Raw genomic sequence first — 23,483 nt, forward strand, 5'->3', positions numbered from 1 at the left:
CCCACCAACCGCAGGGGGCTGTGGGAGAATTCCTAGAAACTATATGGCTTCGTTACCGTTGCGCCAGCGAACCATCGATGCGCAGCAGACCCGAGCCGTCATTGCCCACCAGCTTGAGCTGGTCAATGATTTCGGACACGGTGGACTCCTCCTCAACCTGCTCCTCGAGGAACCAGTTGATGAGGGCGCGGGAATCGAGATCCCCGGCGGCATCCGCGGTGCGGGCGATCTCCCGGATCTGCTCCGAGACCTTCTGCTCATGCGCGAGGGATGCCTCAAAAGCATCGAGCGGGGTGGCGGCCTTGACGGAGCCGACCTGGATATCCTCCAACTCGACGCGGTAGCCGCGGTCCAACAGGTGCTCGGCGAACTTCTGTGCGTGCTCGCGCTCTTCCTCTGCCTGCTTGAAGAACCAATCGCGCATACCCGGGAAGGACAGGTTGTCCATCTCGTAGGCCAGCTGGGTGTAAATCAGGGCTGCGCCGTGCTCGTTATTGACCTGGGCGTTGAGGAGCGTTTGCAGTTTCTCATCCATAAGAGTTAATCCTTTCGTGTGTTGTTCCCACAATTTCGTGTGTTGTTCCCACAATACAGAAATTCTCTGGACGCGCTAGCAAGGCGATCTTAAGCAAACTCGCACGTCATAACACTTTTTCTGGTAGGTTTACCTAACCCAAACCAGAAATCCTCTGGTAACGCGCGAGGCTAACGCCATCGAGGCCGCGGAATTCCACCGCTACTCCACGACTTGCGTACTTGTTTTCCACAGCCTGGAGTACCGCCACGGTTGAGGCATCCCAGATATCGGCCTCTGAGAAATCCACAATGATCTTGTCCACCGGCAGGGTGTAATCGAAGGCGTAGACCAGATCGTTGGACGACGCGAAGAAAAGCTGGCCGCGCACGGTGTAGACGTTGCCCTCCAGCTCCACCGACACCAGGTGCGCCACGCGGCGCGCAAAGGCCACCGAGGCGGTGAGGACGCCGAGGATCACACCGACCGCCAGGTTATTCGTGGCCAAGGTGCCAATCACCGTCACGAGCATGACGAGGGTTTCGCTCAGAGGCATACGGTGAATCGTGCGCACCGAGCGCCAATCCACGGTGTGGAAAGACACCATGAACATGACCGCCACGAGAGCAGCCATGGGGATTTTCCCTACGGTATCCCCCAACATGAGGATGAGGATAAGGAGGAAGACGCCGGCGAGGAACGTCGACAAGCGCGTGCGTGCCTGGGATTCCTTGACGTTGATCATGGTCTGGCCGATCATCGCGCACACGCCCATGCCGCCGATGGCCGCGGCGAGCATGTTGCCGATGCCCTGTCCTACGGATTCGCGTGTCTTATCGGAGTGGGTGTCCGTGAGGTCATCGACAAGCTTGGCGGTGAGCAGAGATTCCATGAGGCCGACCAGCGCCACGCCGAGTGCATAGGGAAGGCAGAGGAGGAGAGTGTCCTTCGTCCACGGCACATCCGGAATAATGAAGCCAGGCAGGGAGGTCGGCAGCTCGCCTTGGTCTGCAACGTCGGGAACCTGCCAGCCGAAAATCACAGTCAGCACGGTGACCACCACGATCGCCATGAGCGGGGCGGGGATTACCGTGGTGATTCGCGGCCACACCACCATGATCAGCAGGCCCAAGGCGACGAGGACATACACCAGCCACGGCACGTTCCACAGATGGCTCAGCTGCGCGGTGAACATGAGGATGCCTAAGGCGTTGACAAAACCCAGCATGACGCTGCGAGGGATGAAACGCATGAGCTTGGCGACGCCCAGCACTGCCATCACCACCTGCAGAATTCCCGCCATCCAGATGGTGACGAGGACGTAGTGCAGGCCATGCTCGTGGGCAAGTGGTGCGATGACCACGGCGACCGAACCCGCCGCGGCGGAGATCATGGCTGGGCGCCCGCCGGTGATGGCGATGGACATCGCCATGATGACGGAGGCGAAAAGACCCACCTTAGGGTCGAGTCCGGCGAGGATGGAGAAACTTAAAACTTCCGGGATGAGGGCGAGCGCAACAGCAAGCCCGCCAAACACTTCTTTACGGAAGCGGGCGGGCGAGTTGAAAGCCGCGCGGAAAGAACCGGCGGAGGCTTCTGACATTAATGTCCTTCCTGGAAAGAGCCATCGCGCGTGATGACCGGGAGGACGGACCATGCGAAGTTGATCCACTGGTCGGTCTTCTTCCACGAGAAGTCCGGCTCAAAGATGGTGGTCGGCTTCGTGTAGATCACCGCGGACTTGACCTCGGATGCGGTCTGCTCGAGCAGGTTGACCACGAGGTCGAGGGTCTTGCCGGAATCCGCCACGTCATCAACGACGAGGACCTTCTTGTCCTTGAGCGAGTCTGTATCTAGCTGCGGGTTAAGGAGAATCGGCTCCGGAAGGGTCTCACCGATATCGGTGTAGAACTCCACGTTGATAGCGCCCATCTCCTTGACGCCGATGGCGTAGCCAATAGCGCCGGCTGGGATCAATCCACCGCGGGCCACGCCCACGATGAGGTCCGGGAACCAGCCCGAATCCACGATTTCTTGGGACAGGAAGCGACTGGCCTCACCGAAGACCTCCCAGGTCAGGTTCTCGCGTTCCGGGTTCCACCACTCCGGGGTGCTCATCGTCTAGGTCTCCTTCGCCAGATTGTGCATTTCCCTCAGTTTAATCATCTCCCTCAGCGGAACGGAACCTCTGCCACCGTTCGCCGCAATTTGCGGGTGCGCAGCCGCTCTGGATTCTCCGCCAAGGCCTCCACCGCGCGCACCGCGCACATGACGTGGGCCTCCTTCGAATTCGAATAAAAGGCCTGCGCTTGGGCGGGAAGTTTAGGTACGGCGTGCAGGGGCAAATCAGAAACCGACAACAGCGTGCCGTACGGGATGCGGTAGCGGTAGCCGTTGGCGGCGAGGGTGCAGGATTCCATGTCCACGGCCACCGCGGTGGAGTGGCGCAGCCACTCCCACAGATCACGGGAGGTGCGCCATTCCCAGTTGCGATCATCGGTGGAGAGCACCGTGCCGGTGCGCATGAGCGAATTGTCTTTTCCATAGACCTCATCGACGGCGGCCTCCAGCATGCGCTGGATCTCCGGGATGGCGGGAATCGGGTTGCTGGTGGTGACGGTGCCGTCGAGGATGTGGTCTTCGCGCTGATAAGCATTGCCCAGGATGAGGTCACCGATGCGCATGCGGCCATCAAGCCCTGCGCAGTGGCCGATCATGATCCAGGCCTCCGGGCGCAGGACTGCCAAGCAATCCGTGATGGTTTTGGCATTGGAGGGGCCGACACCGATGTTGATCATCGTGATGCCATCGCCGCCGGCGGTGATGAGATCAAAACGTGGCATCTGGTAGCGGGAGGTGAGGGTGAGCCCGTCGACGTCGAGAAGCACCGCGTCATTGGGGTGGATGGTCTCTCCCGTGGGCAGCACGAGCGCGGTGTAGCGGGAGTCTTCCCGCGCCAGTTCGCGCAGCCCGAACTTGACGAACTCGGTGGTGTGCATGGCGTAGTTGGTGAACAGGATGTACTTCTGCACGGTGTCCACCTCGATGCCGGTGTAGTGCTCGATGCGGGCGCAGGCGATATCGAAGCGCTGCGGGCCAAAGTGAAAGAGTGGCTTTTCCTTCCCGTGGAAGGCTTTCCAGGCGCCGTCAACGATTCCGTCATGCACCGCATCGAGCGTGGGCCGGGGTATGTCGCCGCGGTCCTGGGGAATTTCTGTAATCCCCCGGATATATTCCGGCGGGATGCGCTCATCTGATTGGCCAACGTAAATATCGCAGGGATAGTTATTGGTGAGCCGTGTGAGCTGCTCTGTGAGGTATCCACGAATCAGCCATGGCTTTGATATCACCGCCGAGTAGCGGCCCTCTTGGTCCACGTAGCCGAAGGGTTCAGAGCGGTCGATGGGCGTCCACTGACGCACATGCACGGTGATCTTCGGGTAGACCACGTGGCGGTAGGCGTCGTGGTCCCCCGAGGCGAGTGCGTGACGTGCCAGCTCGCAAGAACTGTCATAGAGCTCGCTGAGGCGCGCAACCGCTTCGTTGACGGAGTGGACATGCTGCAGGTCGGTCATGCCCGCGAGTGTATCCATGAAAGAAGCCCGCCGCGGTGAAGCGGCGGGCCCTATCCCCATGACTAATCCGGTAGCGCGTGCGGTGTGGAGCTCACCGCCGGACCAAATTAGGCAAGCCTTAGCTTAGTACGAAAGTTGGATAAGGGTCAAGAGTAAACTGAAATTCCATGATCCCACTCCCCCTCGGTGCCCGCAGACGTCCGCGCGGCGTCTACGAAGACGACTGGTCCGCGCGTCCCACCGCCGAACGACCTTGGCCGGTTGTTTTGATCCACGGAACCTGCGACAGCAAGGGGATATGGCAGGTTCTCGCAGAGATGCTCCGCGCAGCAGGCTGGGCCACTTTCGCTCCTGACTACGGGACCCGCGCCACCGGCCCCCTGCAGGAGTCTGCCCGGCAACTCGACGCCTACATCAACGCCGTCCGCACCGTCACCGGCGCTGAAAAAGTAATCCTCGTCGGGCATTCACAAGGTGGGTTACTGGCGCGCTACTGGATGCGCATGCACGACGGCGCAGAGTGTGTACGGCACGTCGTCTGTATCAGTGCGCCCAATCACGGCACGACCCAGGGGGGAATCGCCAGCCCCCTCTTTCGCAGCGAAAGGCAGGAGGAAGTGGCGCGCTCGCTTATCGACGCCTGGTTTGGCCCCGCCGGAATGCAGCAAGTGACCGGCAGCAAGATTGTGGAGGATACGAACCGCGGCAGTGAGGTCGAGCCCGGGGTGAGCTATACGTGCATCGCCACCCGCTCCGATGCCATCGTGGTTCCGCCCAACACCTGTTTCCTCAATGGCCAGCAGGTAAGAAATATCTATATTCAGGACATCGAGCGCCTTGCCATTATTCGCCACGAGGATATGCCCATGGATAAACGGGTCTGCCAGGTAATCCTCGAAGAACTGGAGCAACTCTAGAGTTCTAGCTCATCCAGGATCGCATCGAAAGCCGGGCCCACTTGAGTGCGCCACAGGGTATCCACCCGATCATCCGCGCGGCCTGGTCCGCCGTTGATGATGGCTACGCGCTTGCCCTGTTTCTTGGCCTCCAGAACGAAGCGGAAGCCGCTCATCACCGCCAGCGAGGAGCCGGCTACCAGCAGGGAGTCAGATGCGTTGACCATCGCGTAGGCAGCATCTTTCTTGTGGGTGGGAACGGGCTCACCAAAATAGACCACGTCTGGCTTGAGGCGCCGTGAGCCGCACCGCACGCAGCCGGGCATGACAAATTCTTCGACCGCTTCTTGGCTGAGGGCAACGTCGCCATCTGGATTGACGTCCTCTTTGTCTACTGCCCAGCGTTGGAGGTATGTCGGGTTGGCTGTGGCGGCGCGGGCGTCGTAGTCCGCGCGTGTTTCTTCGTATCCGCAGCTCAAGCACACCACGTGCTGCATGTCTCCGTGCAGGGCGATGAGGTTGTGCTGCCCGGCTTCTTCGTGGAGGCCGTCGACGTTTTGGGTGACAACACCCGTAAGGAGCCCGGCGCGCTCGAGTTCGACCAACGCGTAGTGCGTGCGGTTGGGGTGTGCGGCCTGCATAACCCGCCAGCCGACGAAAGCACGGGCCCAATAGCGGTGCGAGGCCTGCGGGTCGTGCAGGAACTCCTGGTAGGTCATCGGGCGGTGGCGGCTGAGGGAACCGTGCGGGCCGCGGTAGTCGGGCACACCCGATTCCGTGGACACCCCCGCCCCGGTGAGGACCATGACGTTGCCGCGGCGCAGCTGCTCGGCGACGGCCTCCAGTGCCTGTTGTGGGGGAGTCGGCTCCGCAATCTCGGCGACGACCCGGGAGATGGAGCGCAACGCGGACTGGTGGGCGTGGGCAACGGCGGGATCCATGGTGCCCCAGCTTACGGAAGTGCCTCCTCATAGAGGTGGTCCGAGTCGAGCTCACCATGGCGCGAGCAGCGCGCGTTCCAGCCGTCCGGGCGCACCTGCACCACCATGCGGCGCCCGCACAACTGGCAATAGCGCGGGACGTCCAGGCCAGCCGCGGCCGCTGGATGCAAGGTAAAGTCCTCGCTTAGTGGTTTCCCAGTGTTGGGGTGGAACAGCGGCTCCTCGCCGGCGAGGACGGCGGCGGCCAGCTCCGTCGAGTTCTTCATTAGAGCGCCTTGATCGGCAGGTCGATGCGGCCGAGCATGTCAACGTCCTTTTCAATCTGCTTGCCCAGAGTGGTCAAGTAGTTGCCGGCGATGATGGCGTTGATGCCGCCGAGGAGGCCCTTTTCGGTGCCGTCGTCACCGAGCGAGAGCTCGCGACCGCCCGCAAAGCGGAGGGTTACAGACGGCATAGCCAGGCGGAAGGCGGCCACGGCGCGCAGCGCCTCACCGAGCGGGACTAGGGGGTAGTCCGCGAACGGGGTGCCCGGGCGCGGATCGAGGAAGTTCATCGGTACCTCGCAAGGCTCGAGCTGGGCCAGTTGGTAGGCAAACTCGGCGCGATCCTCGAGGGATTCGCCCATACCGATGATGCCGCCGGAGCAAATCTCCATGCCGACAGCACGCACGTTCTCGAGGGTTTCTTTGCGCTCCTCCCAGGTGTGGGTCGTGACCACGTTGGGGAAGAAAGACTTGGACGTCTCCAGGTTGTGGTTGTAGCGCTGGGCGCCCATATCCTTAAGGCGCTGGGCTTGTTCGCGGGTGAGGGTACCCAGGGACAAGGAGATTTCGATATCGACTTCATCGAGGATGGCCGGGATGGCCTCGGCAACCTGGGACAGGAGGTTCTCATCTGGTGCTTTGACCGCAGCCACGATGCAGAACTCCGTAGCGCCGGTCTTAGCGGTCTTCTTGGCGGCTTCCACGAGCTCCGGGATGTTGAGGCGCGCGGCGCGCACGGGAGACTCGAACAGGCCTGACTGCGAGCAGAAGTGGCAATCCTCCGGGCAGCCGCCGGTCTTAATGGAGATGATGCCTTCCACAGACACGTCCGGGCCGCACCACTTCAGGCGCGTCTTATGGGCGATGTCGGCGATTTCTTCCAGCTGTTCATCCGGGATCTGAAGGACCTGCAGCAGCTCTTCTTCGTTCAGGCCGATGCCCTGCTCCAGGGCCTTCTCGCGTGCGATATCTACGATGCTCATGCGGGAAACCTTACTTGAACACCGTTCAAGTTGTGGTAAATCGACGCACTTTATTGTGCACGGCTACCCTTTAGGCCATGGATTCCACGCTCTATGACGACACCCTCGCACTACTTCAGGAGCTTATTCGCAATGCTTGCGTGAATGACCTCACGCCGGACTCCGGTAACGAAGTCCGCAATGCTGATACCTTGGAGCGATTTTTTGCAGGTACCCCAGTGGAGATTCAACGCTATGAATCGCACCCAGGCCGCGTGACCATCGTGGTGACCGTTCCGGGTGACCCGGACAAGGAGCCGCTGACGCTCATGGGGCATACGGATGTCGTGCCCGTCGACGAGCCGAAGTGGACCAAGCCTCCCTTCGACGCCGTCATCGAGGATGGCAAGCTCTACGGCCGCGGCGCGGTAGACATGCTCTTTATTACGGCGACGATGGCGGCGGTGACTCGCGATGTCTCTCAGCACGGCAACCCCGGCGGCACCCTAGCCTTTGTCGGCATGGCGGACGAGGAGGCCCGCGGCGGCTTGGGCTCCATCTGGATGGACAAGCACCACCCGGAGGCCTACTCAGTGCGCAACTGCCTCTCGGAAACCGGCGGCAGCCACCTACCCGGCGCGCTCGGCTTCAACGTGGGCGAGAAGGGCGCGGGCCAGCGCCGCCTGCACGTTCACGGCGATGCCGGCCATGGCTCGACGCCCTTCGGCAAGGACTTTGCCATCGTCAAGATCGGTGAGGTCGCTCGCCGCATCGCCGCCGCTGAGCCGCCCGTGGCCACGGATGAGGTGTGGCAGGGATTCGTCAAGACCTTCCGCTTCGACCCCGCAACGGAGGCAGCGCTTCTCGACGGCTCCGCTACCGCCGCCGACTACGAAAAGTTCGGTAATTTGTCCGCCTACGCCCACGCCTTCTCGCACACGACGATTGCCCAAACTGTCCTACGTGCAGGTGGTGCCATCAACGTACTGCCCTCCCACGCCTATCTAGAGATGGACATCCGCCCCTTCCCCGGCCAGACCCAGGAGGAGCTCGACGAGTTCCTGCGTGAGGCCCTCGGCGATATGGCCGAGGAGGTAGAGATCGAGCACCTTATTACTGAGGACGCCACGCAGTCCTCCACCGACACTGAGCTCTGGCGCTGCATCGAAAAGACCGCTCACGAGTTTTTCCCGGATAAGGAAGTGCTGCCAGTGCTGGCAACAGGTGGCTCCGACTTGCGCGTGGCTCGTCGCCGCGGCGGCAATGCCTACGGTTTTGCACTGCATGCCGAGGATCGGGACATGGCCAGCGCAAACTCGCAGCTGCACAGCCACGATGAGCACCTTTACCTGGAAGACTTGGATTTGACTGTGAAGGCGTATTTTTCGCTGGTAAATCGTTTCCTAGCGCGTTAGCACTTGCACAAACGTGTAAAAGCTGTGGCACAATGTGGCGCATGAGAAATAAGCTTGTCCTCTGCTCCGTTGCTGCCGCCATCGGCCTGTCCGCTCCTGCCGCCTCCGCCGACATGGTGGATGACTACCTGGCTAAGGTTCCGGCCGGCCAGATTTCCTGTGAGCAGGCCACCAAGTACTACACCAACCCGTCCGACTACAACAGCAAGAAGTCCCAGGCACTCGCTGCCGCTAACTTCCACCCGCGTGGTCCCGAGATCCGCGATGCCGTCGCCCGCGCCGACGAGGCCATCGCTCGCTGCGGCCTGAACGGTGGCGGTGGCAACGCTGCTCCTGCTCAGAACACGGCTCCAACTAACAATGGTGGCCACAATGCCAACAATGGTGGTGGTGCTCCGGCAAACAACGGCAACAATGCCAACAACGCTGGCCAGAACAAGGCTCCGTTTACACTTCCCACCCTCAACACCATCCCGGTGCACGTAGGAAACTTCACCTTCCAGATCCCGGATATCGTGGAATTCCTCAAGGCCCTCATCGCTGAGGTCCAGTCGACTTTCCTGAACTAAAGAAAGTACGTCCCCGCGTGCAGCGCACAGCCTGGATTGAAGGCGTGCCCGCACGCGGGGCATTTATATGCCGAATATTCGGCGTAGGTCATTGTTCGGCCGCAGGCCCCACACATGACGCACAGCTCGTCCTTCGGCATGGGCCCGAAGTCATGATCCGTTAACTCCGCATGACACAGCGAACACGCGAACCAGCCGCCGCAGGTGTGGCACTTGTTCGCAATGACGTCGACAGGCGTGTGCCAGTGCCGGCACCGGCCCTTCGCGTCAATCGCTCCGTGAATCTGTGTCATTAGCGCGTCAGTCCCCACATGATCTGTTCGTGCACGCGCGGATCATGTGGCAGCTGCCCATGGTCAACGGGGGCGGACTCCACGTTGGCCACGTCCGCGCCCGGCACAGCGCTGAGCTCTGAGGTCCGATTTGGCGTCACGGTATTATCCGCCGGCGAGTAGATGGACGTGTAGGTCACGCCAGGCGCGGTATCCGGAAGCTGGTTGAGGTCCTCCATAAAGTCCGAGCCCTGCAACTGCTGGATGCCGGCGCTGGTGCCCAGGAAATCAACCACATCGGGCGCGATTTTGGCCGCCGTGCTGAGGGGTGTTGCTCTGTCACCCCACGTTGTCCCGTGGAAGTTCGCACCGATTGTAACCACTCGGTTCACTTCCTCTGCTGAGCCGTAGAGCTGCGTGAAGGTCTTGGTGTGCAGGCCGCCTTGGGAGAAACCGACGAGGTTTACTTTGTGTGCTCCGGTGACCTCACGGATGTGCTCAATGTGCCCGGCTATTTCGCGCCCTGAAGAATCCAGATCCGCAATACCCTTCATGTAGTCATAGGCATTCTGGTACGTGATGTCCTCGGCGCCGTAGTCGAAGGCCCACACGCACATGCCCTGCTCGGTGAGTTTTGGGATGAGATCATTCCAATCGGCCGCGTTGGCTGAGGTGCCGTGGAGAAGGACGACCGGCTCGGTGACCGAACCCGTGGGCTTACAGTCAGGATCATTGATACCGAGATCCTGCGCGGCGGAGGTCTCGATGGTCTGGGCATGAGCCGGAACAGGAGCGGCGGTGCCGAGGAGGATGGCCAAGAAAGCGCGCTGTAGAAAGCCGTTTTTCATGAGGCACTAGCTTATCCTCCAAGGCTGGCCATTTACTGTGTGGTTTCTGTGCGCATGTGGGGTGGCGGCCACTAGCATGATGATGGATAGACAAAGGATCTGAAATGAAGCGACTTCTCTCTCTTGCCGCTGCGCTCTTTGTGCTCAGCGGCTGTTCCTCACTCGACGTTGAATCCACTCCTGAGAGTGAGACGTCACCAAGCACAAGCACCAGCGTTACTGAAACAGCAGAAGAGACCCCACGCCCCACCCTTCCCACTGCCGAGGAAAGCGCCGAAGATATCGGCGTGGATCAACCGCACGAAGAAGTCATCGGCTTCACCGAGGCGCCTGGTGTAGCGCAGCCTACTCCGATGGAGAAGACCATCGAATCCTGCGGTGACGTCTCACTGCACGAAACCGGAACCACATTCTTCAGCGATGGAACTTCTGGCTGGACGCAACAATGCGCCGACGAAATGATGGCCGCGAATCCCCCAGTGCAAGAGGCCGCCGCTATTTATGAAGCACCCGCCGTACAACAGAACTACGTTCACCCCGGCGCGTATTGCAATGGCGGTAGCGGCGTATCAAAGAAAGGTGTCCCGATGACGTGCGCGCCCGCTTCTGATGGCAGGATGCGCTGGCAAAGCGCTTAAGCCGGCGGTACACGCCTTCTCACGAACCTGTCACTGTCGTTCACGGTAAATAAGAGCGAAAAACTTCAGGCGGGCTCAGGTGGTGAATGCATCTATACAGCTAGGAGGTTGTGTAGATGTCAGGTGATGAGAAGCTGCGTGAGCGGTTTGTGAAGGCGTATCTGCATAATGCGCGTCCGGTGCCAGTGATCCTGAAGGAGTTGGGCGTCTCGAAGGTTCAGGCGAGGGCATGGCGCCAAAGCGAGGGGCTTAACCGTGCTCGGCTTCAGCGGAGTTTGGTTGACCAGCAGTATCAACAAGTTGTCGCTCTGGTTGAGAGTGGCCGATCTGTGCTCAGCGCAATTGAAGAGGTCGGGTTTCCTCAAAGTCTGGCTTATCGCTACCTTGCTCAGGACGGGTTGGAGCTTGTCCGAAGCAATCGCGGTGGAACGGCACAACCCGTCGACTCCTGGCATACACTGCTCAACCCTGACACCAACGCCGTGTCCACTACTCGGGGGACACCCCCGCCCACCTCGGCACTCAACCCTGCTGTGGGGGTTACTCGTAGCGGAGCGAGCTGAACATCCCGGTTTCCATGTGATAGGCGTTATGGCAGTGAAATGCCCACTCACCGGGGTTGTCAGCGATTAGGTCGGCGATCATGGTTTCACCGTGGCGGAGAAGGACGGTGTCCTTGCGTAGCCCGCCGCTGCCGGGCAGCGCCCACGTGTGGCCGTGGATGTGCATGGGATGGGGCATCATGGTCCTGTTGCGCATGACCATCCGCAGACGCTGGCCCTCCTGCACGGTCGCGGAGGAGGATTGGCCGTCGGTGAGAATGCTCCATTCATACGGCATCATCTGCCCGCCCAGGTCGATGCTGACTTCTCGGTCTGGTGTGTCCTCGGGCAGGAGTGCACGGTCTGCTGGCTTCAGGGAGGACAGAAGCAGTCCGGTGGACGACAACTCGGGGAAGTCGACATCGGGGTGGGGGGCCTGGCCGCCGGCGGTGCGGATGACGGCGAAGGCGCGGTCGTCCTTACCTACCGCTAAAGCCGTGAGCGGGAAGATGCCGTCGCCGAGGATGACCTCGACGTCGACACGCTCGCCCATCGACAGGTAGATCGATTCGGTCTCCCGAGGCTGGACAGGGAAGCCGTCGGTGTGGGTCACGGTCATGCGGTGGCCACCGAGGGCCACCTTGAAGATGGTGTCACCGCCGGAGTTGATAAACCGCAGGCGGGCCTTGTCGCCCGGGCGAGCCTCGAAGGTCCGGTGAGCACGGGGGATACGTCCGTTGATGAGGTAGTGCGGATACATCACATCGCCGGCATCCCCGCCCAGTACCCGGTCCGGGGTGCCGTGCATCATCTGGCCGTGACCTCCCATCCCCTTCTTCCCGTTATGGTCGCCCGAACCCATTCCGGTGAGCTTGTCGAGCTCATCGTCGGGAGTGCCCTGAATGCCATCGACCCAGTCGTCGAGCACGATGGTCCACTCGACGTCCTGGTCCTCAGCGTCTTGCGGGTCACGGACGATCAGTGGGGCGTGAAGGCCGCGATCAAGCTGCAGGCCGGAGTGGGAATGGTAGAAGTAGGTGCCACCGTGGGGGACTTCAAAAACATAGGAGAAAGACTCGCCAGGTTCAATGGGGTCCTGGGTCATGCCGGGCACACCGTCGGCTGCGTTGTGGAGTGCGATGCCATGCCAGTGGATGGAGGTGCTCTCAGGCAGTTCATTGGTGATATCGACCTGGAGGACGTCGCCGGCGGTGGCCTCAATGGCCGCATCCCCGGTGTCAGAGACGTATCCCCACGTCTTGGCTTCGATGCCGCCGATATCCAGAGAGAGGGGCCGGGCGGTCAGTGTCCGGCGCACCGTCGGCTCACTGAGCGCAGTGGGGGTGGGAGTGGGGCGAAGGGAGGGACCTGGTGCCGGGGCAGCGGGTCCAGGGTCGCTGGTGCAGGCGGTCACGGCCCCGGTGCCGGCGAGGACGAGCCCACCGAGCAGAAACTGTCGTCGGGAAAACGCGTTCGTCATGATTTAACCTTCCTTGGTGCAAGATTTCAGTGACACGGGAGACAGTCGCAGGTGAGGACCCTGCTGAGCCATCACGTCAGGCGCAGGTCTGTGACACAGGTGGCACCGTCGTCGGTGGTGGAAAACTCCGTGGTGCCGGTACGCCCCTGGTAGCTGACCTCAATCAGGCCGGTGACATCATCGGGAAGCCAGAAGCCAATAAACCCGTTGTCGAAGGTGGTTGTCGCCTCGTCCACCAGCACCTCACCGGTCGCCTCATCGGTGATCGTGACCTGGATATCCTCATTGTCGAGTTCCCCCAGGCAGGTCGTGAGGCTGTGGTAGAAGCAGTCGTGGGTGGAGGTGAGATAGGGTGCGATCGAGACATACGTCTGATTGTCGGGAAGATCGACCACGACTTCCTGGCCATCGCTCGAGAGCAGCAGTTCATCGGCACGCACGGAGGCGATCAGATCCGTGGGACGCTCAGTGACCTTCTGCCGGTCAAGGTGATCAATGATCTCCACCGCGTCCATGGCGGCCAGGCCATGGGTAGTCAGGAATGTATCCTGGGACACCGTCCCGTCAGCGGTGGGTTCCGGGTCGGTGGCCGAACACCCCGTGAGGGCGAGGGCAAGGGCGGCGGCTGCGATCGCTGCTCGGTTCACGTCAATCTCCTTGGATCGTGGTAAGACGGTGAGAAGACACCGCCTCAAGGTCAATGCCATACTTTTATCTAGCACGGGTGCCTGACGGCCCAGAAATAAAAAACCCTGCTCACAGCCTTATAACAGGGCGAAAAGGGGGTGACTCCGGTGGGCTGGGTCACCACCGGGACACCACCCCACAGCCGTGGGCGATGTCCTTCTACCCGCCCCGGGTATGCGGTGCAGGCAGTGAAATCCCTGGTGGCGCCTGTTGAGCTGACCAGGGGAGGCGATGCCGCCGACCCGGGGTGGGGCACAGGGGTGACGGCGGTCGAAGGGTGATGTTTGAAGATTTGATGAAGATTTCCCGCCGGGCACTGAGCGAGGGTGGTATTCTCCCTGCCCGGAGCGATACTGGGGTCTATGACTGACTGCACACCGACCACCGCCACGCCCCCGGGGCGGGTGCTGGTCGTCGATGATGAACAACCCCTGGCTCAGATGGTGGCCTCCTACCTCATCCGGGCCGGCTTCGATACCCGCCAGGCGCACACCGGCACCCAGGCCGTGGACGAGACCCGTCGCTTTTCCCCCGATGTCGTGGTGCTGGATCTGGGGCTGCCCCAACTCGACGGCCTGGAGGTGTGCCGACGCATCCGCACCTTCTCGGACTGCTACATCCTCATGCTCACCGCGCGTGGCAGCGAGGACGACAAGATCAGCGGTTTGACCCTGGGGGCGGATGACTACATCACCAAACCCTTTAGCATCCGGGAACTGGTGACCCGGGTGCATGCGGTGCTGCGCCGCCCGCGCACCAGCACCACCCCACCGCAGGTGACCACCCCCTTGATCGTTGGTGATCTCATCCTTGACCCCATCGCCCATCAGGTGCGGGTGGGGGAGACGACCGTGGAGCTCACCCGCACGGAGTTCGAGCTGCTGGTTGCCCTGGCCCTGCGCCCCGGCCAGGTGCTGACCCGCCACGACCTGGTCACCGAGGTCTGGGACACCACCTGGGTCGGTGATGAACGCATCGTCGATGTCCACATCGGCAACTTGCGTCGCAAGCTCGGCACCGACACCCGGGGCCGGGGGTTTATCGACACCGTGCGTGGCGTGGGCTACCGGGTGGGGCAACCATGAATCACGGACCCGGCCTGACCTTCCGCTTCCTGGCCGCCCAGGTGTTGGTCGTGGTGATTAGCCTGCTGGTGGCCTCGGCCGTGGCCACGATGGTGGGTCCGACCCTGTTCCATGATCATATGTTGATGACCGGCCGGGAGGACCCCTCGCTGGAGCTGTTCCATGCCGAGCAGGCCTACCGGGGCGCCAACCTGATCACCCTGGCCGTCGCCCTGCCCACCGCCTTGATCAGCGCCCTGCTGGCCAGCCTGTGGTTATCGCGTCGTCTGCGCACCCCCCTGCAGGACCTCACCCGCGCCGCTACCAGCCTGACGGCCGGCAACTCCCGTATCCGCGTGCCCGCCGGAAAAGCAGGCCCCGAGGTCACCACCCTGGCGCATACCTTCAACACCATGGCCGACCGGCTGGAACACACCGAACAGGTCCGCCGCCAGATGCTCTCTGATCTGGCCCACGAAATGGGCACCCCCTTATCGGTGCTCACGGTCTACCTCGATGGTCTCCAAGACGGGGTCGTGGACTGGAATAATGCCACCCACACGATCATGGCTGACCAACTCACCCGCCTGACCCGGTTGATGGAAGACATCGACGATGTCTCCCGGGCCCAGGAACACCGGATCGATTTGGACCTGGCGGAGGAAGGGCTCGGGAATCTGCTCCATACCGCCGCTGCTGCCGCGGGGGAAGCTTATGCTGACAAAGGCGTCGATTTACAGGTCGAGACCATTACAGACACCGCCCGGGTGCTCGTGGACCGGCAACGCTTCGGCCAGGTGATGAGCAATCTCCTGTCGAACGCGCTACGGCACACCCCGGCCGGCGGGCAGGTCCGGATCAGCGTCCACCGACAGGGGGCTTCCACCGCGCTCATCCACGTCGCCGATGACGGCGAGGGCATCCCACCTGACCAGCTCGGACACATCTTCGAACGCTTCTACCGGGGGGATGCCGCCCGCAGCCGGGACAACGGCGGGGCCGGGATCGGTCTGACCATCTCCAAGGCATTGATCGAGGCCCACGGCGGCACTCTCACCGCCACCTCCCCCGGCCCCGGTCGCGGAGCGGTCTTTACCCTCCGCCTCCCGCTGCCCCCTCCCGACAGTGAGGAGGCTGCTCGGTGACCACACCCTGCCCCGCGTGAGGGCCGCGCCCTCGACCCATTGAAAATATACCCCCCTGGGGTATGCTGAAAATATACCCCCGGGGGGTATATGCTAAAGAGCGGCATCGCCGCACCCCACCGAACCGAAGGAGCTTTCCCATGATCACCTCCCCGCCCCGCCTCTTGCCGATGGCCTCCCACGGCTGCAGCTGTTGTGGACCTGCCTCACCTGCCGACACCGCCTCCATCCCTGCCGCCAGCGACTCGTCAGCAGGAGGGTCCTCCCCTAGCTACCAGGTCACTGGCCTGACCTGCGGGCACTGCGCGAAAAGCGTGACCCAGGCCCTTCAGGCCCTCCCCCAGGTCGACGACGTCCAAATTGATCTCGCTGCTGGTGGTGTTTCCACCGTCACGGTCACCGGTGTCGTACCCCCGGAGATGGTTCGCCGGGCCATCGAGGAGGCCGGCTACACCGTCTTATCCTGATCAGTTTTACCCATCATCTCGACCCCGACCGGGTTGAGCGAAAGGAACGTCATGAGCACTCCCCACCATTCGGGTGATCACCATGGTGATCACCCCGCTCCGGAAACAGACCACACCCACCACCCGGATCATGCCAGCCACGAACACCACGCAGATGCCGACACCCACGGCCAGGCGATGCCCCACGATCACCCGCACTCCGCCCTGGACGAAGACCACCACGTTCATGGTCACGGCGAACACGCCGGACACAGCACCGCAATGTTTCGAGACCGCTTCTGGTGGTCGCTGATTCTGTCCATTCCCGTCGCTATTTTCAGTCCCATGGTCGCCCACCTGCTCGGCTACCACCTCCCGGCATTCCCCGGATCCACCTGGATCCCCCCGGTGCTAGGCACGATCATCTTCGTCTACGGCGGAACGCCTTTCCTCAAGGGCGGATGGAAAGAACTGAAATCCCGCCAACCCGGGATGATGCTCCTGATCGCCATGGCCATCACCGTGGCGTTTGTCGCCTCCTGGGTCACCACTCTGGGGCTGGGCGGTTTTGACCTGGACTTCTGGTGGGAGCTGGCCCTGCTGGTGACCATCATGCTGCTGGGCCACTGGCTGGAGATGCGCGCTCTCGGGTCCGCGTCCTCCGCGCTTGACGCGCTGGCTGCCCTGCTGCCGGATGAGGCCGAGAAAGTCATCGACGGGACCACCCGCACCGTGGCCATCTCCGAGCTGGTCGTCGACGACGTCGTGCTGGTGAGGGCCGGTGCCCGGGTGCCGGCCGACGGAACCATCCTCGACGGAGCCGCCGAATTCGATGAGGCGATGATCACCGGCGAATCCCGTCCCGTCTTCCGCGACACCGGTGACAAGGTGGTCGCCGGTACCGTGGCCACCGACAACACCGTCCGCATCCGGGTGGAGGCTACCGGCGGGGACACCGCCCTGGCCGGGATCCAACGCATGGTTGCCGACGCCCAGGAGTCCTCCTCCCGGGCCCAGGCCCTGGCGGATCGGGCGGCGGCGTTGTTGTTCTGGTTCGCGCTGATCTCCGCTCTGATCACCGCGGTGGTGTGGACCATCATCGGCAGCCCGGACGATGTCGTGGTGCGCACGGTCACGGTGCTGGTCATCGCTTGTCCGCACGCCCTGGGCCTGGCGATTCCGCTGGTCATTGCGATCTCCAGCGAGCGGGCCGCGAAATCCGGGGTGCTCATCAAGGACCGGATGGCGCTCGAGCGGATGCGCACCATCGACGTGGTGCTCTTCGATAAAACCGGCACCCTGACCGAGGGTGCGCACGCGGTCACCGGTGTCGCCCCGGTGCCCGGTACTTCGGAAGGGCACCTGCTGGCCCTGGCCGCCGCCGCCGAGGCCGATAGTGAACACCCCGTGGCCCGCGCCATCGTGGCTGCCGCGGCCGCACACCCGGAGGCCTCACGCCGCCCACTGCGCGCAACCGGTTTCACCGCCGCCTCCGGCCGCGGGGTCTGGGCCACTGTCGATGGCGCTGAGATCCTCGTGGGTGGGCCGAACATGCTGCGCGAGTTCAACCTCACCACCCCGGCCGAGCTCACCGACACCACCAGCGCCTGGACCGGGCGTGGGGCCGGTGTGCTCCATATTGTCCGCGATGGTCAGATCATCGGTGCGGTGGCCGTCGAGGACAAGATCCGCCCTGAATCCCGCGCCGCCGTGAAAGCCCTGCAGGACCGCGGGGTGAAGGTCGCGATGATCACCGGTGACGCGCAGCAGGTGGCCCAGGCGGTTGGCCAGGACTTAGGCATCGATGAGGTCTTCGCCGAGGTCCTGCCCCAGGACAAGGACACCAAGGTCACCCAGTTACAGGAGCGTGGCCTGAGCGTGGCCATGGTCGGTGACGGTGTCAATGACGCCCCCGCTCTGACCCGCGCGGATGTCGGTATCGCCATCGGTGCCGGCACGGATGTGGCCATGGAATCTGCCGGGGTGGTCCTAGCCAGTGATGACCCGCGGGCAGTGCTGTCGATGATTGAGCTGTCCCAGGCCAGCTACCGCAAGATGATCCAGAACCTGATCTGGGCCTCTGGCTACAACATCCTCGCCGTGCCGCTAGCCGCCGGAGTGCTCGCCTCGATCGGGTTCGTGCTGTCCCCGGCCGTGGGCGCGATCTTGATGTCTGCCTCGACCATCGTGGTGGCCCTGAACGCCCAGCTGTTGCGCCGCATTGATCTGGATCCGGCTCACCTGGCTCCGACCGACGGGAAGGAGGAACACAGTGGGTCGATATCCCCCGTAACCGTTACTGACTGACCTTGTCTCTCGACCCCTAACTCACACCACCTTTGAAAGGAACGCTCATGAAACGCAGCATTACCCTCGCCGCCTTGGTACTGACCTCCACCCTGGCGCTGACCGCCTGCAGCGACGCCACCGACAACTCCGACGATGCCGGCACCACCAGCACCACGACGGCAACCGCAGAGACCAACGAGACCCACCAGGAAGACACCACCACTGCCGACGAAGAGCACGGCGGGCACGACCACCCTGCCGACGGCGGGGCACCGCCGGCAGGCATTGAAGAGGCCGAGGATCCCACGTACCCGGTGGGCACCGAGGTCATCCTCACCGCTGACCACATGCCCGGCATGGACGGGGCCACAGCCACCATTTCCGGGGCGTTTGACACCACGACCTATTCGGTCAGCTACACCCCCACCGAGGGTGGGGCCCCGGTTACCGACCACCGCTGGGTCGTCCATGAGGAGCTCGTCGATCCGGGTCAGGCCCCCCTACCCGACGGGGCGAGCGTTGTCCTGGATGCCGAGCACATGTCCGGCATGAAGGGTGCTGAGGCCACCATCGATTACTCCACCGAGGAGACGGTCTACATGGTTGAACTCACCGTCGACGGGATGACGATGACCAACCACAAGTGGGTCACCGAGAGCGAGATCCAACCCGCCGAATAGTCCACCCACCCTGAACCGCGAGACCAGACAAGGCACCCGCTCCAGAGTCGGTCATCAATCGCTGCCGACCATGCCGCAGCACACCAGCCACACACGGAACCTGCACGCCCACAGGACCCACGCTGAGGTAGGCCTTCTGTGTCACTGCTTCTCTTAGTCAGGAAATATGCCCTGGAATGACCCTGGTGACAGGAGTTCATTCCAGGGCTTTGGGTGCTGTTGCAAAGTTGGGGCAGTAGGAAGAGCGACGTGAAATAATCACAGCCATGGGTATCTTCTCCGGTCGTCATTTCCCCCGTGACATCATTCTGTGGGCAGTGCGGTGGTACTGCCGCTAGGGGTGAGCTACCGAGACTTGGAGGAAATGATGACTTCAGCGGGGTGTGCCGGTTGATCACACCACGATCTACCGCTGGGTCCAGAAATACGCCCCTGAGCTGGACAAGCAAACACGGTGGTACCGGCAGGTACCTGACTGGCAGGCCAGTTCCTGGCGGGTGGTGAGACCTATATCCGGATCGGCGGCAGGTGGTGCTACCTCTATCGGGCGATCACCGCCGGTGGCCAGACCCTGGACTTTTACCTCTCTCCGAAGCAGAACGTGGCCGCAGCGAAACGTTTTCTGGCCAAGGCTCTCAGATACAATGCGTCAGCCGGGTATCCCAGAGTGATCAACACCGATAAAGCATCCTCCCTAGCCAGGGCAATCGCCGAGTTGAAGTCAGGGGGAACCTGCCCGCCAACAGTGGAACACCGACAGGTGAAATACCTCAACAACATCCTAGAAGGCGACCATGGTCGACTGAAGCGGATCCTCGGGCCGAAAGGCACGTTTAAGAACCGGACATCTGCATATCGGACGTTGAAAGGGATGGAGGCGATGCACTCATTGCGGAAAGGGCAAGGCACTGTGTTTGACCTCACGGGCAACCGAACCCGGACGCGGTGATCGTCAACAGGGTCTTCGAGACGGCCTAACAACGCCCACACACAGCGGCCATCAGGAAATGAGAAACTGAGTCTTCGCTGCTCTCCGCCCAACTTTGCAACAGAACTAAACAATCACTCAACGACCTGCGCATTTGCTCAAACTTTCACCACACAGCGATCCCAGTCAGAATTCGAGTATCGGCCCGCGATCTATCCAGACGGCAACCCGCCGTCAGAGAATCAAATCCGCAACCAATGCTTCATTCATCGCCACCTCAAATGTTTGGCACACAAAATTACAGCAACACGTCGAATCGGAATCCTAAGCATCCTGCGGATGCAAATGACTAAAGGAATCGCGTGCTTCCTGTTAAACGATGCGGATATACTGAGACGCTAATAAATCTCAACCTATAGAGTGAAGCCCACTCAGGCCGTAAACATCCATCAACCTCGCATGTAATGCCGCGGGAGCAATCGGAAGAAGCGAATCATTGGACGAACCGTTAACAACACTCACGGTTAAGCTCGATCACTTCACACCCCAAGGAACGCCGATGGTGCGTTTACCAAATGGGCTGCTTTTAGCCGGGGATCAAGAGATCAAGACATTGAGCCCTAAGGTAGGCGACATCCTCGTGTATTCCTCGGGCTGGGAAATCGCATCCGACGAGAGCTGGGAAGTTAAGGCCCAAATTGGGGTTATCGAACAAAAGTCCGGCCCCGACGAAATTCTTATAAAGACTCCAGACGGGTATTCCCACAAGTTGGTGCATAGAAATGCTCGATGGAGTCTGGGAGATTACGCCCTCTTCAATGAGAGTTCTTCGATTTTGAGAGTCATCCCACAAGAAGCAGCGCGAAAAAGCACTATCGAGGATGAAGCCAGTGCCTCGAAGTTTCGTATTGACCTAGACCCTGAGAGATTTCAGTGGGACTATTTTGTCGGCTCGCACGAGATACTGACCGACGCAAAACAAATAGTAGAGTTGTACACCACGCTGGAGGGACGAGAGTTAATCTCACAGATGAAGGTTGATCCTGTACACGGGATCCTTTTCGCAGGTCCACCGGGAACTGGGAAGACCTTTTTAGCTCAAATAATGGCAGCCCAGTCTGGGTCCGCCTTCTATTTGGTTACAACCGCGTCTCTAGGTGGTCAGCTAGTCGGGCAAAGTGAAGAACGACTTGAAGCAATATACGAGGACGCTGCTAAACAAGAAATGTCAATCATTTTTGTTGATGAGATTGATGTTTTAACTAAAGACCGTTCGAATGCGTATGAAAACGGTTCCCGTCTCGTTAATGTATTTCTCACGAACATGGACGGAGTAGGGGCACCTGAAAATGTCCTAACTATCGGGGCAACCAACCGTATTTCCGACATTGACCGCGCACTGCGCCGACCCGGGAGGTTTGACCGCGAAGTATATTTTCGTCTACCGAATCAAATGGACCGTCTTGAGATTCTAAAGTCTCGCACGCCAACGCTAGCTAGCAATATTGATTTCGATAAGATTTCGTCACAAACCGAAGGATGGACTGCCGCAGAACTACGGTCGATTCTCCAGTACTCAGGAGAGTTAGCTGTCATCGAAGGTCGTTCAAGAATATATAATGATCACTTTCTTTTGGGATTTGAAAAAGCGACTACCGCGCGAAATGCACGAAAAGGCGAAGAAAAGTGAATATTAAGAGTTGGTTCCGAAACTATAGGAAGAAGCAGGAAAGCTTCCGTCGCGCACGGATTCTAAGAAAAATCGAGCGGCTTTCCCGTAAAGCGGCGCCGCTGGGTGACATAAGACAGTTCCTCTATCTCGATGAGTTGGCTCTTCGTAGCTTGTATATCTCCCGGTTCGGTCCTGAGGATGCCAAAACGACCCTTACTCAGACGAAAACAAAGGACTTAGGATTAACACTCGGAGGCGGTGCGTCCATTTCTCACCTCAATGATAGGGCCTCGAATGGCACATCATCTATCAGCTTCCGATCTGGAAAAAGCAGAGCCCTACAGATCGAACAAGTCTCTTCAGAACAGTCTCTTTTCAGAGATTTTGTGTCGAGAGAATCCTATGCCGGAAAAGAAAGTCAGATCTGGGACGGCGTGCCGCAATCCAGCATTCAACGAGAGTTACTGCCTGGTGGACTACACCGCGGGCAACTAATTCAGGTCAGAATACGCCTAGAAGCCCATTCAATTTATGCCTATAGCACCATTGCTAGCGCGCTTGTCGAAACCTCGGCCAATACTCCAGCGCTTGGAATTTCCCAGGATGACACCTTTATCCAGGCCGCCCAACTAATTCAGCAAATGCTAATCGGCCAAATTCCAATAAACTCGGAGCTCGTTGATTGGGACTGGGACGAAGAAGCTAGCACACTCATCCGTCGATCTGATGGCAAGGCAAATAGTCCTATTCGTCTTGTCGGTCTTACCCAACTCGACAACTATTGGGGAGATGTTCGAGGCTTTCTTTTCGACCAATCCGAGTGCATTGCCCTGGTTCGAGTTAGCCAAGATACCCCCTCGACTAGCTGGTCTCCCCTCAAGCTCTTCGATGTTGCTAGGGGATTGCCTGGCTTAGAGGGCTTTGATGCAGAGGTTGCCGAGTTGAATTCCATATTAAGCGGCAAGCAGAAAGCAAAAGCACCAGTTTCAGATGCAGTAGGAAGAATCCTCCGCTACTACTTACAAATCAGAACCGACGATGAGGAACTCAAGGTTCAACTAGAACCACAAGTTAACGAGATAGCTCAAATGGTTACCGATAGTTCTCAACGTCAACTTAAAGATGCATTTGACCAAGTTGATGTTTTACTTTCGTCGCGGGGAAGCACAGAAACCAATCCCGATGAGATCGGAAGCTTGCGAAGCAAGGCGATTAGTTTAGAGCGAGGAGCCGGAGCTCCACTCAAAAGCGAGGAAAACGTCTTACACCCACCGAACGATGATTCAAATCGCTATTTGATAGGCGATATCATCGCTCTTTACTGGTAGAGACTATTTAGCCCGTAATGACTATTTCACCGTCATTCGCAAGAGAGGGATCGGACACTTTGCGTATGAGGACTACATCCCCAATCACGGCAGAGAGCGCGCACCGCGTTCCCGACACGTGAGAAAATCAATCCTTCTTCTACGGCGGAGCAACAGTCTTAAAAAATCGTCATCTACAAGAAACTGACAACACAATCCTGAGGTTACCCTCGTTTAGTGGACACCCTATTTGTACGGATCTTGTGTCCGTAGGAGAGGATGTTCATTGTGAGTCAACAGCGCAAGAAGTACACGCCGGAGTACCGGCGTGAGGCCGCGAACCTGGTAAT

General features: G+C 60.4%; 22 protein-coding genes and 1 pseudogene. 12 read left to right on the forward strand and 11 right to left on the reverse strand.

Annotated features, from left to right (window positions below; genetic code table 11):
- Positions 1–52: 52 nt before the first annotated feature.
- The 4 genes from QP363_RS07785 to amn form a co-directional block, all read right to left on the reverse strand.
- A complete protein-coding gene (locus tag QP363_RS07785; protein WP_070645020.1) occupies positions 53–535 on the reverse strand; it encodes a ferritin in 483 nt (160 codons plus the stop codon).
- Between the two features lie 133 nt (positions 536–668).
- Positions 669–2,117, reverse strand: a complete 1,449-nt coding sequence (locus QP363_RS07790; RefSeq protein ID WP_284763842.1) for a SulP family inorganic anion transporter — start codon at positions 2,115–2,117, stop codon at positions 669–671.
- Complete coding sequence (locus QP363_RS07795) at positions 2,117–2,632, reverse strand: phosphoribosyltransferase (RefSeq protein ID WP_010188260.1); 516 nt, start codon at positions 2,630–2,632, stop codon at positions 2,117–2,119. Before QP363_RS07795 ends, QP363_RS07790 begins: the two co-directional genes overlap by 1 nt.
- Positions 2,633–2,685: 53 nt before the next feature.
- The gene (gene amn, locus QP363_RS07800; RefSeq protein WP_284763845.1) at positions 2,686–4,089 is read right to left on the reverse strand and encodes an AMP nucleosidase; all 1,404 of its coding nucleotides are present in this window, start codon (positions 4,087–4,089) and stop codon (positions 2,686–2,688) included.
- A 167-nt stretch (positions 4,090–4,256) separates the two neighbouring features.
- Here amn and QP363_RS07805 point away from each other — a divergent pair, with 167 nt between their 5' ends.
- On the forward strand, positions 4,257–5,006 hold the full coding sequence (locus QP363_RS07805; RefSeq protein ID WP_284763846.1) for a triacylglycerol lipase: 750 nt from the start codon (positions 4,257–4,259) through the stop codon (positions 5,004–5,006).
- Here QP363_RS07805 and QP363_RS07810 read toward each other — a convergent pair.
- The 3 genes from QP363_RS07810 to bioB are packed head-to-tail and all read right to left on the reverse strand — an operon-like array spanning position 5,003 to position 7,172.
- Positions 5,003–5,926, reverse strand: a complete 924-nt coding sequence (locus QP363_RS07810) for a Sir2 family NAD-dependent protein deacetylase (protein ID WP_284763847.1) — start codon at positions 5,924–5,926, stop codon at positions 5,003–5,005. The genes QP363_RS07805 and QP363_RS07810 overlap by 4 nt on opposite strands.
- 11 nt (positions 5,927–5,937) lie before the next feature.
- A complete protein-coding gene (locus QP363_RS07815; protein ID WP_070645033.1) occupies positions 5,938–6,192 on the reverse strand; it encodes a hypothetical protein in 255 nt (84 codons plus the stop codon).
- On the reverse strand, positions 6,192–7,172 hold the full coding sequence (bioB, locus tag QP363_RS07820; protein WP_070444432.1) for a biotin synthase BioB: 981 nt from the start codon (positions 7,170–7,172) through the stop codon (positions 6,192–6,194). Before bioB ends, QP363_RS07815 begins: the two co-directional genes overlap by 1 nt.
- 77 nt (positions 7,173–7,249) lie before the next feature.
- On the opposite strand from bioB, the gene QP363_RS07825 reads away from it, so the two are divergent.
- Positions 7,250–8,566, forward strand: coding sequence for a M20/M25/M40 family metallo-hydrolase (locus QP363_RS07825; protein WP_284763848.1), 1,317 nt, complete (start codon positions 7,250–7,252; stop codon positions 8,564–8,566).
- Positions 8,567–8,607: 41 nt separating this feature from the next.
- Positions 8,608–9,135 (forward strand): hypothetical protein, encoded by a 528-nt coding sequence (locus QP363_RS07830; RefSeq protein ID WP_246821803.1) that lies wholly within the window; start codon positions 8,608–8,610, stop codon positions 9,133–9,135.
- On the opposite strand, the gene QP363_RS07835 is transcribed toward QP363_RS07830, so the two are convergent.
- Both QP363_RS07835 and QP363_RS07840 read right to left on the reverse strand, forming a co-directional pair.
- On the reverse strand, positions 9,132–9,428 hold the full coding sequence (locus tag QP363_RS07835; protein ID WP_083308538.1) for a CHY zinc finger protein: 297 nt from the start codon (positions 9,426–9,428) through the stop codon (positions 9,132–9,134). The genes QP363_RS07830 and QP363_RS07835 overlap by 4 nt on opposite strands.
- Positions 9,428–10,255: a triacylglycerol lipase gene (locus QP363_RS07840; RefSeq protein WP_070645044.1), complete on the reverse strand. Its 828-nt coding sequence runs from the start codon at positions 10,253–10,255 to the stop codon at positions 9,428–9,430. Before QP363_RS07840 ends, QP363_RS07835 begins: the two co-directional genes overlap by 1 nt.
- A gap of 104 nt (positions 10,256–10,359) precedes the next feature.
- Here QP363_RS07840 and QP363_RS07845 point away from each other — a divergent pair, with 104 nt between their 5' ends.
- Positions 10,360–10,893 carry a lipoprotein gene (locus QP363_RS07845; protein ID WP_070645047.1) on the forward strand — a complete coding sequence of 178 codons (534 nt, stop codon included), beginning with the start codon at positions 10,360–10,362 and terminating at the stop codon, positions 10,891–10,893.
- A gap of 540 nt (positions 10,894–11,433) precedes the next feature.
- Here QP363_RS07845 and QP363_RS07850 read toward each other — a convergent pair.
- The gene (locus QP363_RS07850) at positions 11,434–12,915 is read right to left on the reverse strand and encodes a multicopper oxidase family protein (protein WP_070645050.1); all 1,482 of its coding nucleotides are present in this window, start codon (positions 12,913–12,915) and stop codon (positions 11,434–11,436) included.
- A gap of 71 nt (positions 12,916–12,986) precedes the next feature.
- Positions 12,987–13,562 (reverse strand): CueP family metal-binding protein, encoded by a 576-nt coding sequence (locus QP363_RS07855; protein WP_070645053.1) that lies wholly within the window; start codon positions 13,560–13,562, stop codon positions 12,987–12,989.
- A 402-nt stretch (positions 13,563–13,964) separates the two neighbouring features.
- On the opposite strand from QP363_RS07855, the gene QP363_RS07860 reads away from it, so the two are divergent.
- The 8 genes and pseudogenes from QP363_RS07860 (at position 13,965) to QP363_RS07895 (ending at position 23,154) form a co-directional block, all read left to right on the forward strand.
- Positions 13,965–14,687 carry a response regulator transcription factor gene (locus tag QP363_RS07860; RefSeq protein ID WP_083308539.1) on the forward strand — a complete coding sequence of 241 codons (723 nt, stop codon included), beginning with the start codon at positions 13,965–13,967 and terminating at the stop codon, positions 14,685–14,687.
- Positions 14,684–15,811, forward strand: a complete 1,128-nt coding sequence (locus QP363_RS07865) for a cell wall metabolism sensor histidine kinase WalK (RefSeq protein WP_070645056.1) — start codon at positions 14,684–14,686, stop codon at positions 15,809–15,811. The genes QP363_RS07860 and QP363_RS07865 overlap by 4 nt, the downstream gene beginning before the upstream one ends.
- A 140-nt stretch (positions 15,812–15,951) precedes the next feature.
- Complete coding sequence (locus tag QP363_RS07870) at positions 15,952–16,278, forward strand: heavy-metal-associated domain-containing protein (RefSeq protein ID WP_070444448.1); 327 nt, start codon at positions 15,952–15,954, stop codon at positions 16,276–16,278.
- A 51-nt stretch (positions 16,279–16,329) separates the two neighbouring features.
- Positions 16,330–18,564 carry a copper-translocating P-type ATPase gene (locus tag QP363_RS07875; protein WP_070444450.1) on the forward strand — a complete coding sequence of 745 codons (2,235 nt, stop codon included), beginning with the start codon at positions 16,330–16,332 and terminating at the stop codon, positions 18,562–18,564.
- A 47-nt stretch (positions 18,565–18,611) separates the two neighbouring features.
- The gene (locus QP363_RS07880) at positions 18,612–19,226 is read left to right on the forward strand and encodes a YdhK family protein (protein WP_070645062.1); all 615 of its coding nucleotides are present in this window, start codon (positions 18,612–18,614) and stop codon (positions 19,224–19,226) included.
- A gap of 266 nt (positions 19,227–19,492) precedes the next feature.
- Positions 19,493–20,204: pseudogene (locus tag QP363_RS07885) on the forward strand (IS6 family transposase).
- Between the two features lie 446 nt (positions 20,205–20,650).
- Positions 20,651–21,844 (forward strand): 26S protease regulatory subunit, encoded by a 1,194-nt coding sequence (locus tag QP363_RS07890; protein ID WP_141750578.1) that lies wholly within the window; start codon positions 20,651–20,653, stop codon positions 21,842–21,844.
- On the forward strand, positions 21,841–23,154 hold the full coding sequence (locus QP363_RS07895) for a hypothetical protein (RefSeq protein WP_070645068.1): 1,314 nt from the start codon (positions 21,841–21,843) through the stop codon (positions 23,152–23,154). The genes QP363_RS07890 and QP363_RS07895 overlap by 4 nt, the downstream gene beginning before the upstream one ends.
- Positions 23,155–23,483: the final 329 nt, after the last annotated feature.

This window comes from Corynebacterium sp. UMB6689 (assembly GCF_030215295.1).
Classification (GTDB): Bacteria; Actinomycetota; Actinomycetes; order Mycobacteriales; family Mycobacteriaceae; genus Corynebacterium; species Corynebacterium aurimucosum.

Bases quoted from the DNA above. Each gene is read 5' to 3' on its own strand.
- QP363_RS07865 (WP_070645056.1), top strand. From the start codon at position 14,684: ATGAATCACGGACCCGGCCTGACCTTCCGCTTCCTGGCCGCCCAGGTG.
- QP363_RS07815 (WP_070645033.1), bottom strand. From the start codon at position 6,192: ATGAAGAACTCGACGGAGCTGGCCGCCGCCGTCCTCGCCGGCGAGGAG.
- QP363_RS07850 (WP_070645050.1), bottom strand. From the start codon at position 12,915: ATGACGAACGCGTTTTCCCGACGACAGTTTCTGCTCGGTGGGCTCGTC.
- bioB (WP_070444432.1), bottom strand. From the start codon at position 7,172: ATGAGCATCGTAGATATCGCACGCGAGAAGGCCCTGGAGCAGGGCATC.
- QP363_RS07835 (WP_083308538.1), bottom strand. From the start codon at position 9,428: ATGACACAGATTCACGGAGCGATTGACGCGAAGGGCCGGTGCCGGCAC.
- QP363_RS07795 (WP_010188260.1), bottom strand. From the start codon at position 2,632: ATGAGCACCCCGGAGTGGTGGAACCCGGAACGCGAGAACCTGACCTGG.
- QP363_RS07830 (WP_246821803.1), top strand. From the start codon at position 8,608: ATGAGAAATAAGCTTGTCCTCTGCTCCGTTGCTGCCGCCATCGGCCTG.
- QP363_RS07825 (WP_284763848.1), top strand. From the start codon at position 7,250: ATGGATTCCACGCTCTATGACGACACCCTCGCACTACTTCAGGAGCTT.
- QP363_RS07875 (WP_070444450.1), top strand. From the start codon at position 16,330: ATGAGCACTCCCCACCATTCGGGTGATCACCATGGTGATCACCCCGCT.
- QP363_RS07805 (WP_284763846.1), top strand. From the start codon at position 4,257: ATGATCCCACTCCCCCTCGGTGCCCGCAGACGTCCGCGCGGCGTCTAC.
- QP363_RS07790 (WP_284763842.1), bottom strand. From the start codon at position 2,117: ATGTCAGAAGCCTCCGCCGGTTCTTTCCGCGCGGCTTTCAACTCGCCC.
- QP363_RS07870 (WP_070444448.1), top strand. From the start codon at position 15,952: ATGATCACCTCCCCGCCCCGCCTCTTGCCGATGGCCTCCCACGGCTGC.
- amn (WP_284763845.1), bottom strand. From the start codon at position 4,089: ATGACCGACCTGCAGCATGTCCACTCCGTCAACGAAGCGGTTGCGCGC.
- QP363_RS07785 (WP_070645020.1), bottom strand. From the start codon at position 535: ATGGATGAGAAACTGCAAACGCTCCTCAACGCCCAGGTCAATAACGAG.
- QP363_RS07860 (WP_083308539.1), top strand. From the start codon at position 13,965: ATGACTGACTGCACACCGACCACCGCCACGCCCCCGGGGCGGGTGCTG.
- QP363_RS07845 (WP_070645047.1), top strand. From the start codon at position 10,360: ATGAAGCGACTTCTCTCTCTTGCCGCTGCGCTCTTTGTGCTCAGCGGC.
- QP363_RS07840 (WP_070645044.1), bottom strand. From the start codon at position 10,255: ATGAAAAACGGCTTTCTACAGCGCGCTTTCTTGGCCATCCTCCTCGGC.
- QP363_RS07810 (WP_284763847.1), bottom strand. From the start codon at position 5,926: ATGGATCCCGCCGTTGCCCACGCCCACCAGTCCGCGTTGCGCTCCATC.
- QP363_RS07880 (WP_070645062.1), top strand. From the start codon at position 18,612: ATGAAACGCAGCATTACCCTCGCCGCCTTGGTACTGACCTCCACCCTG.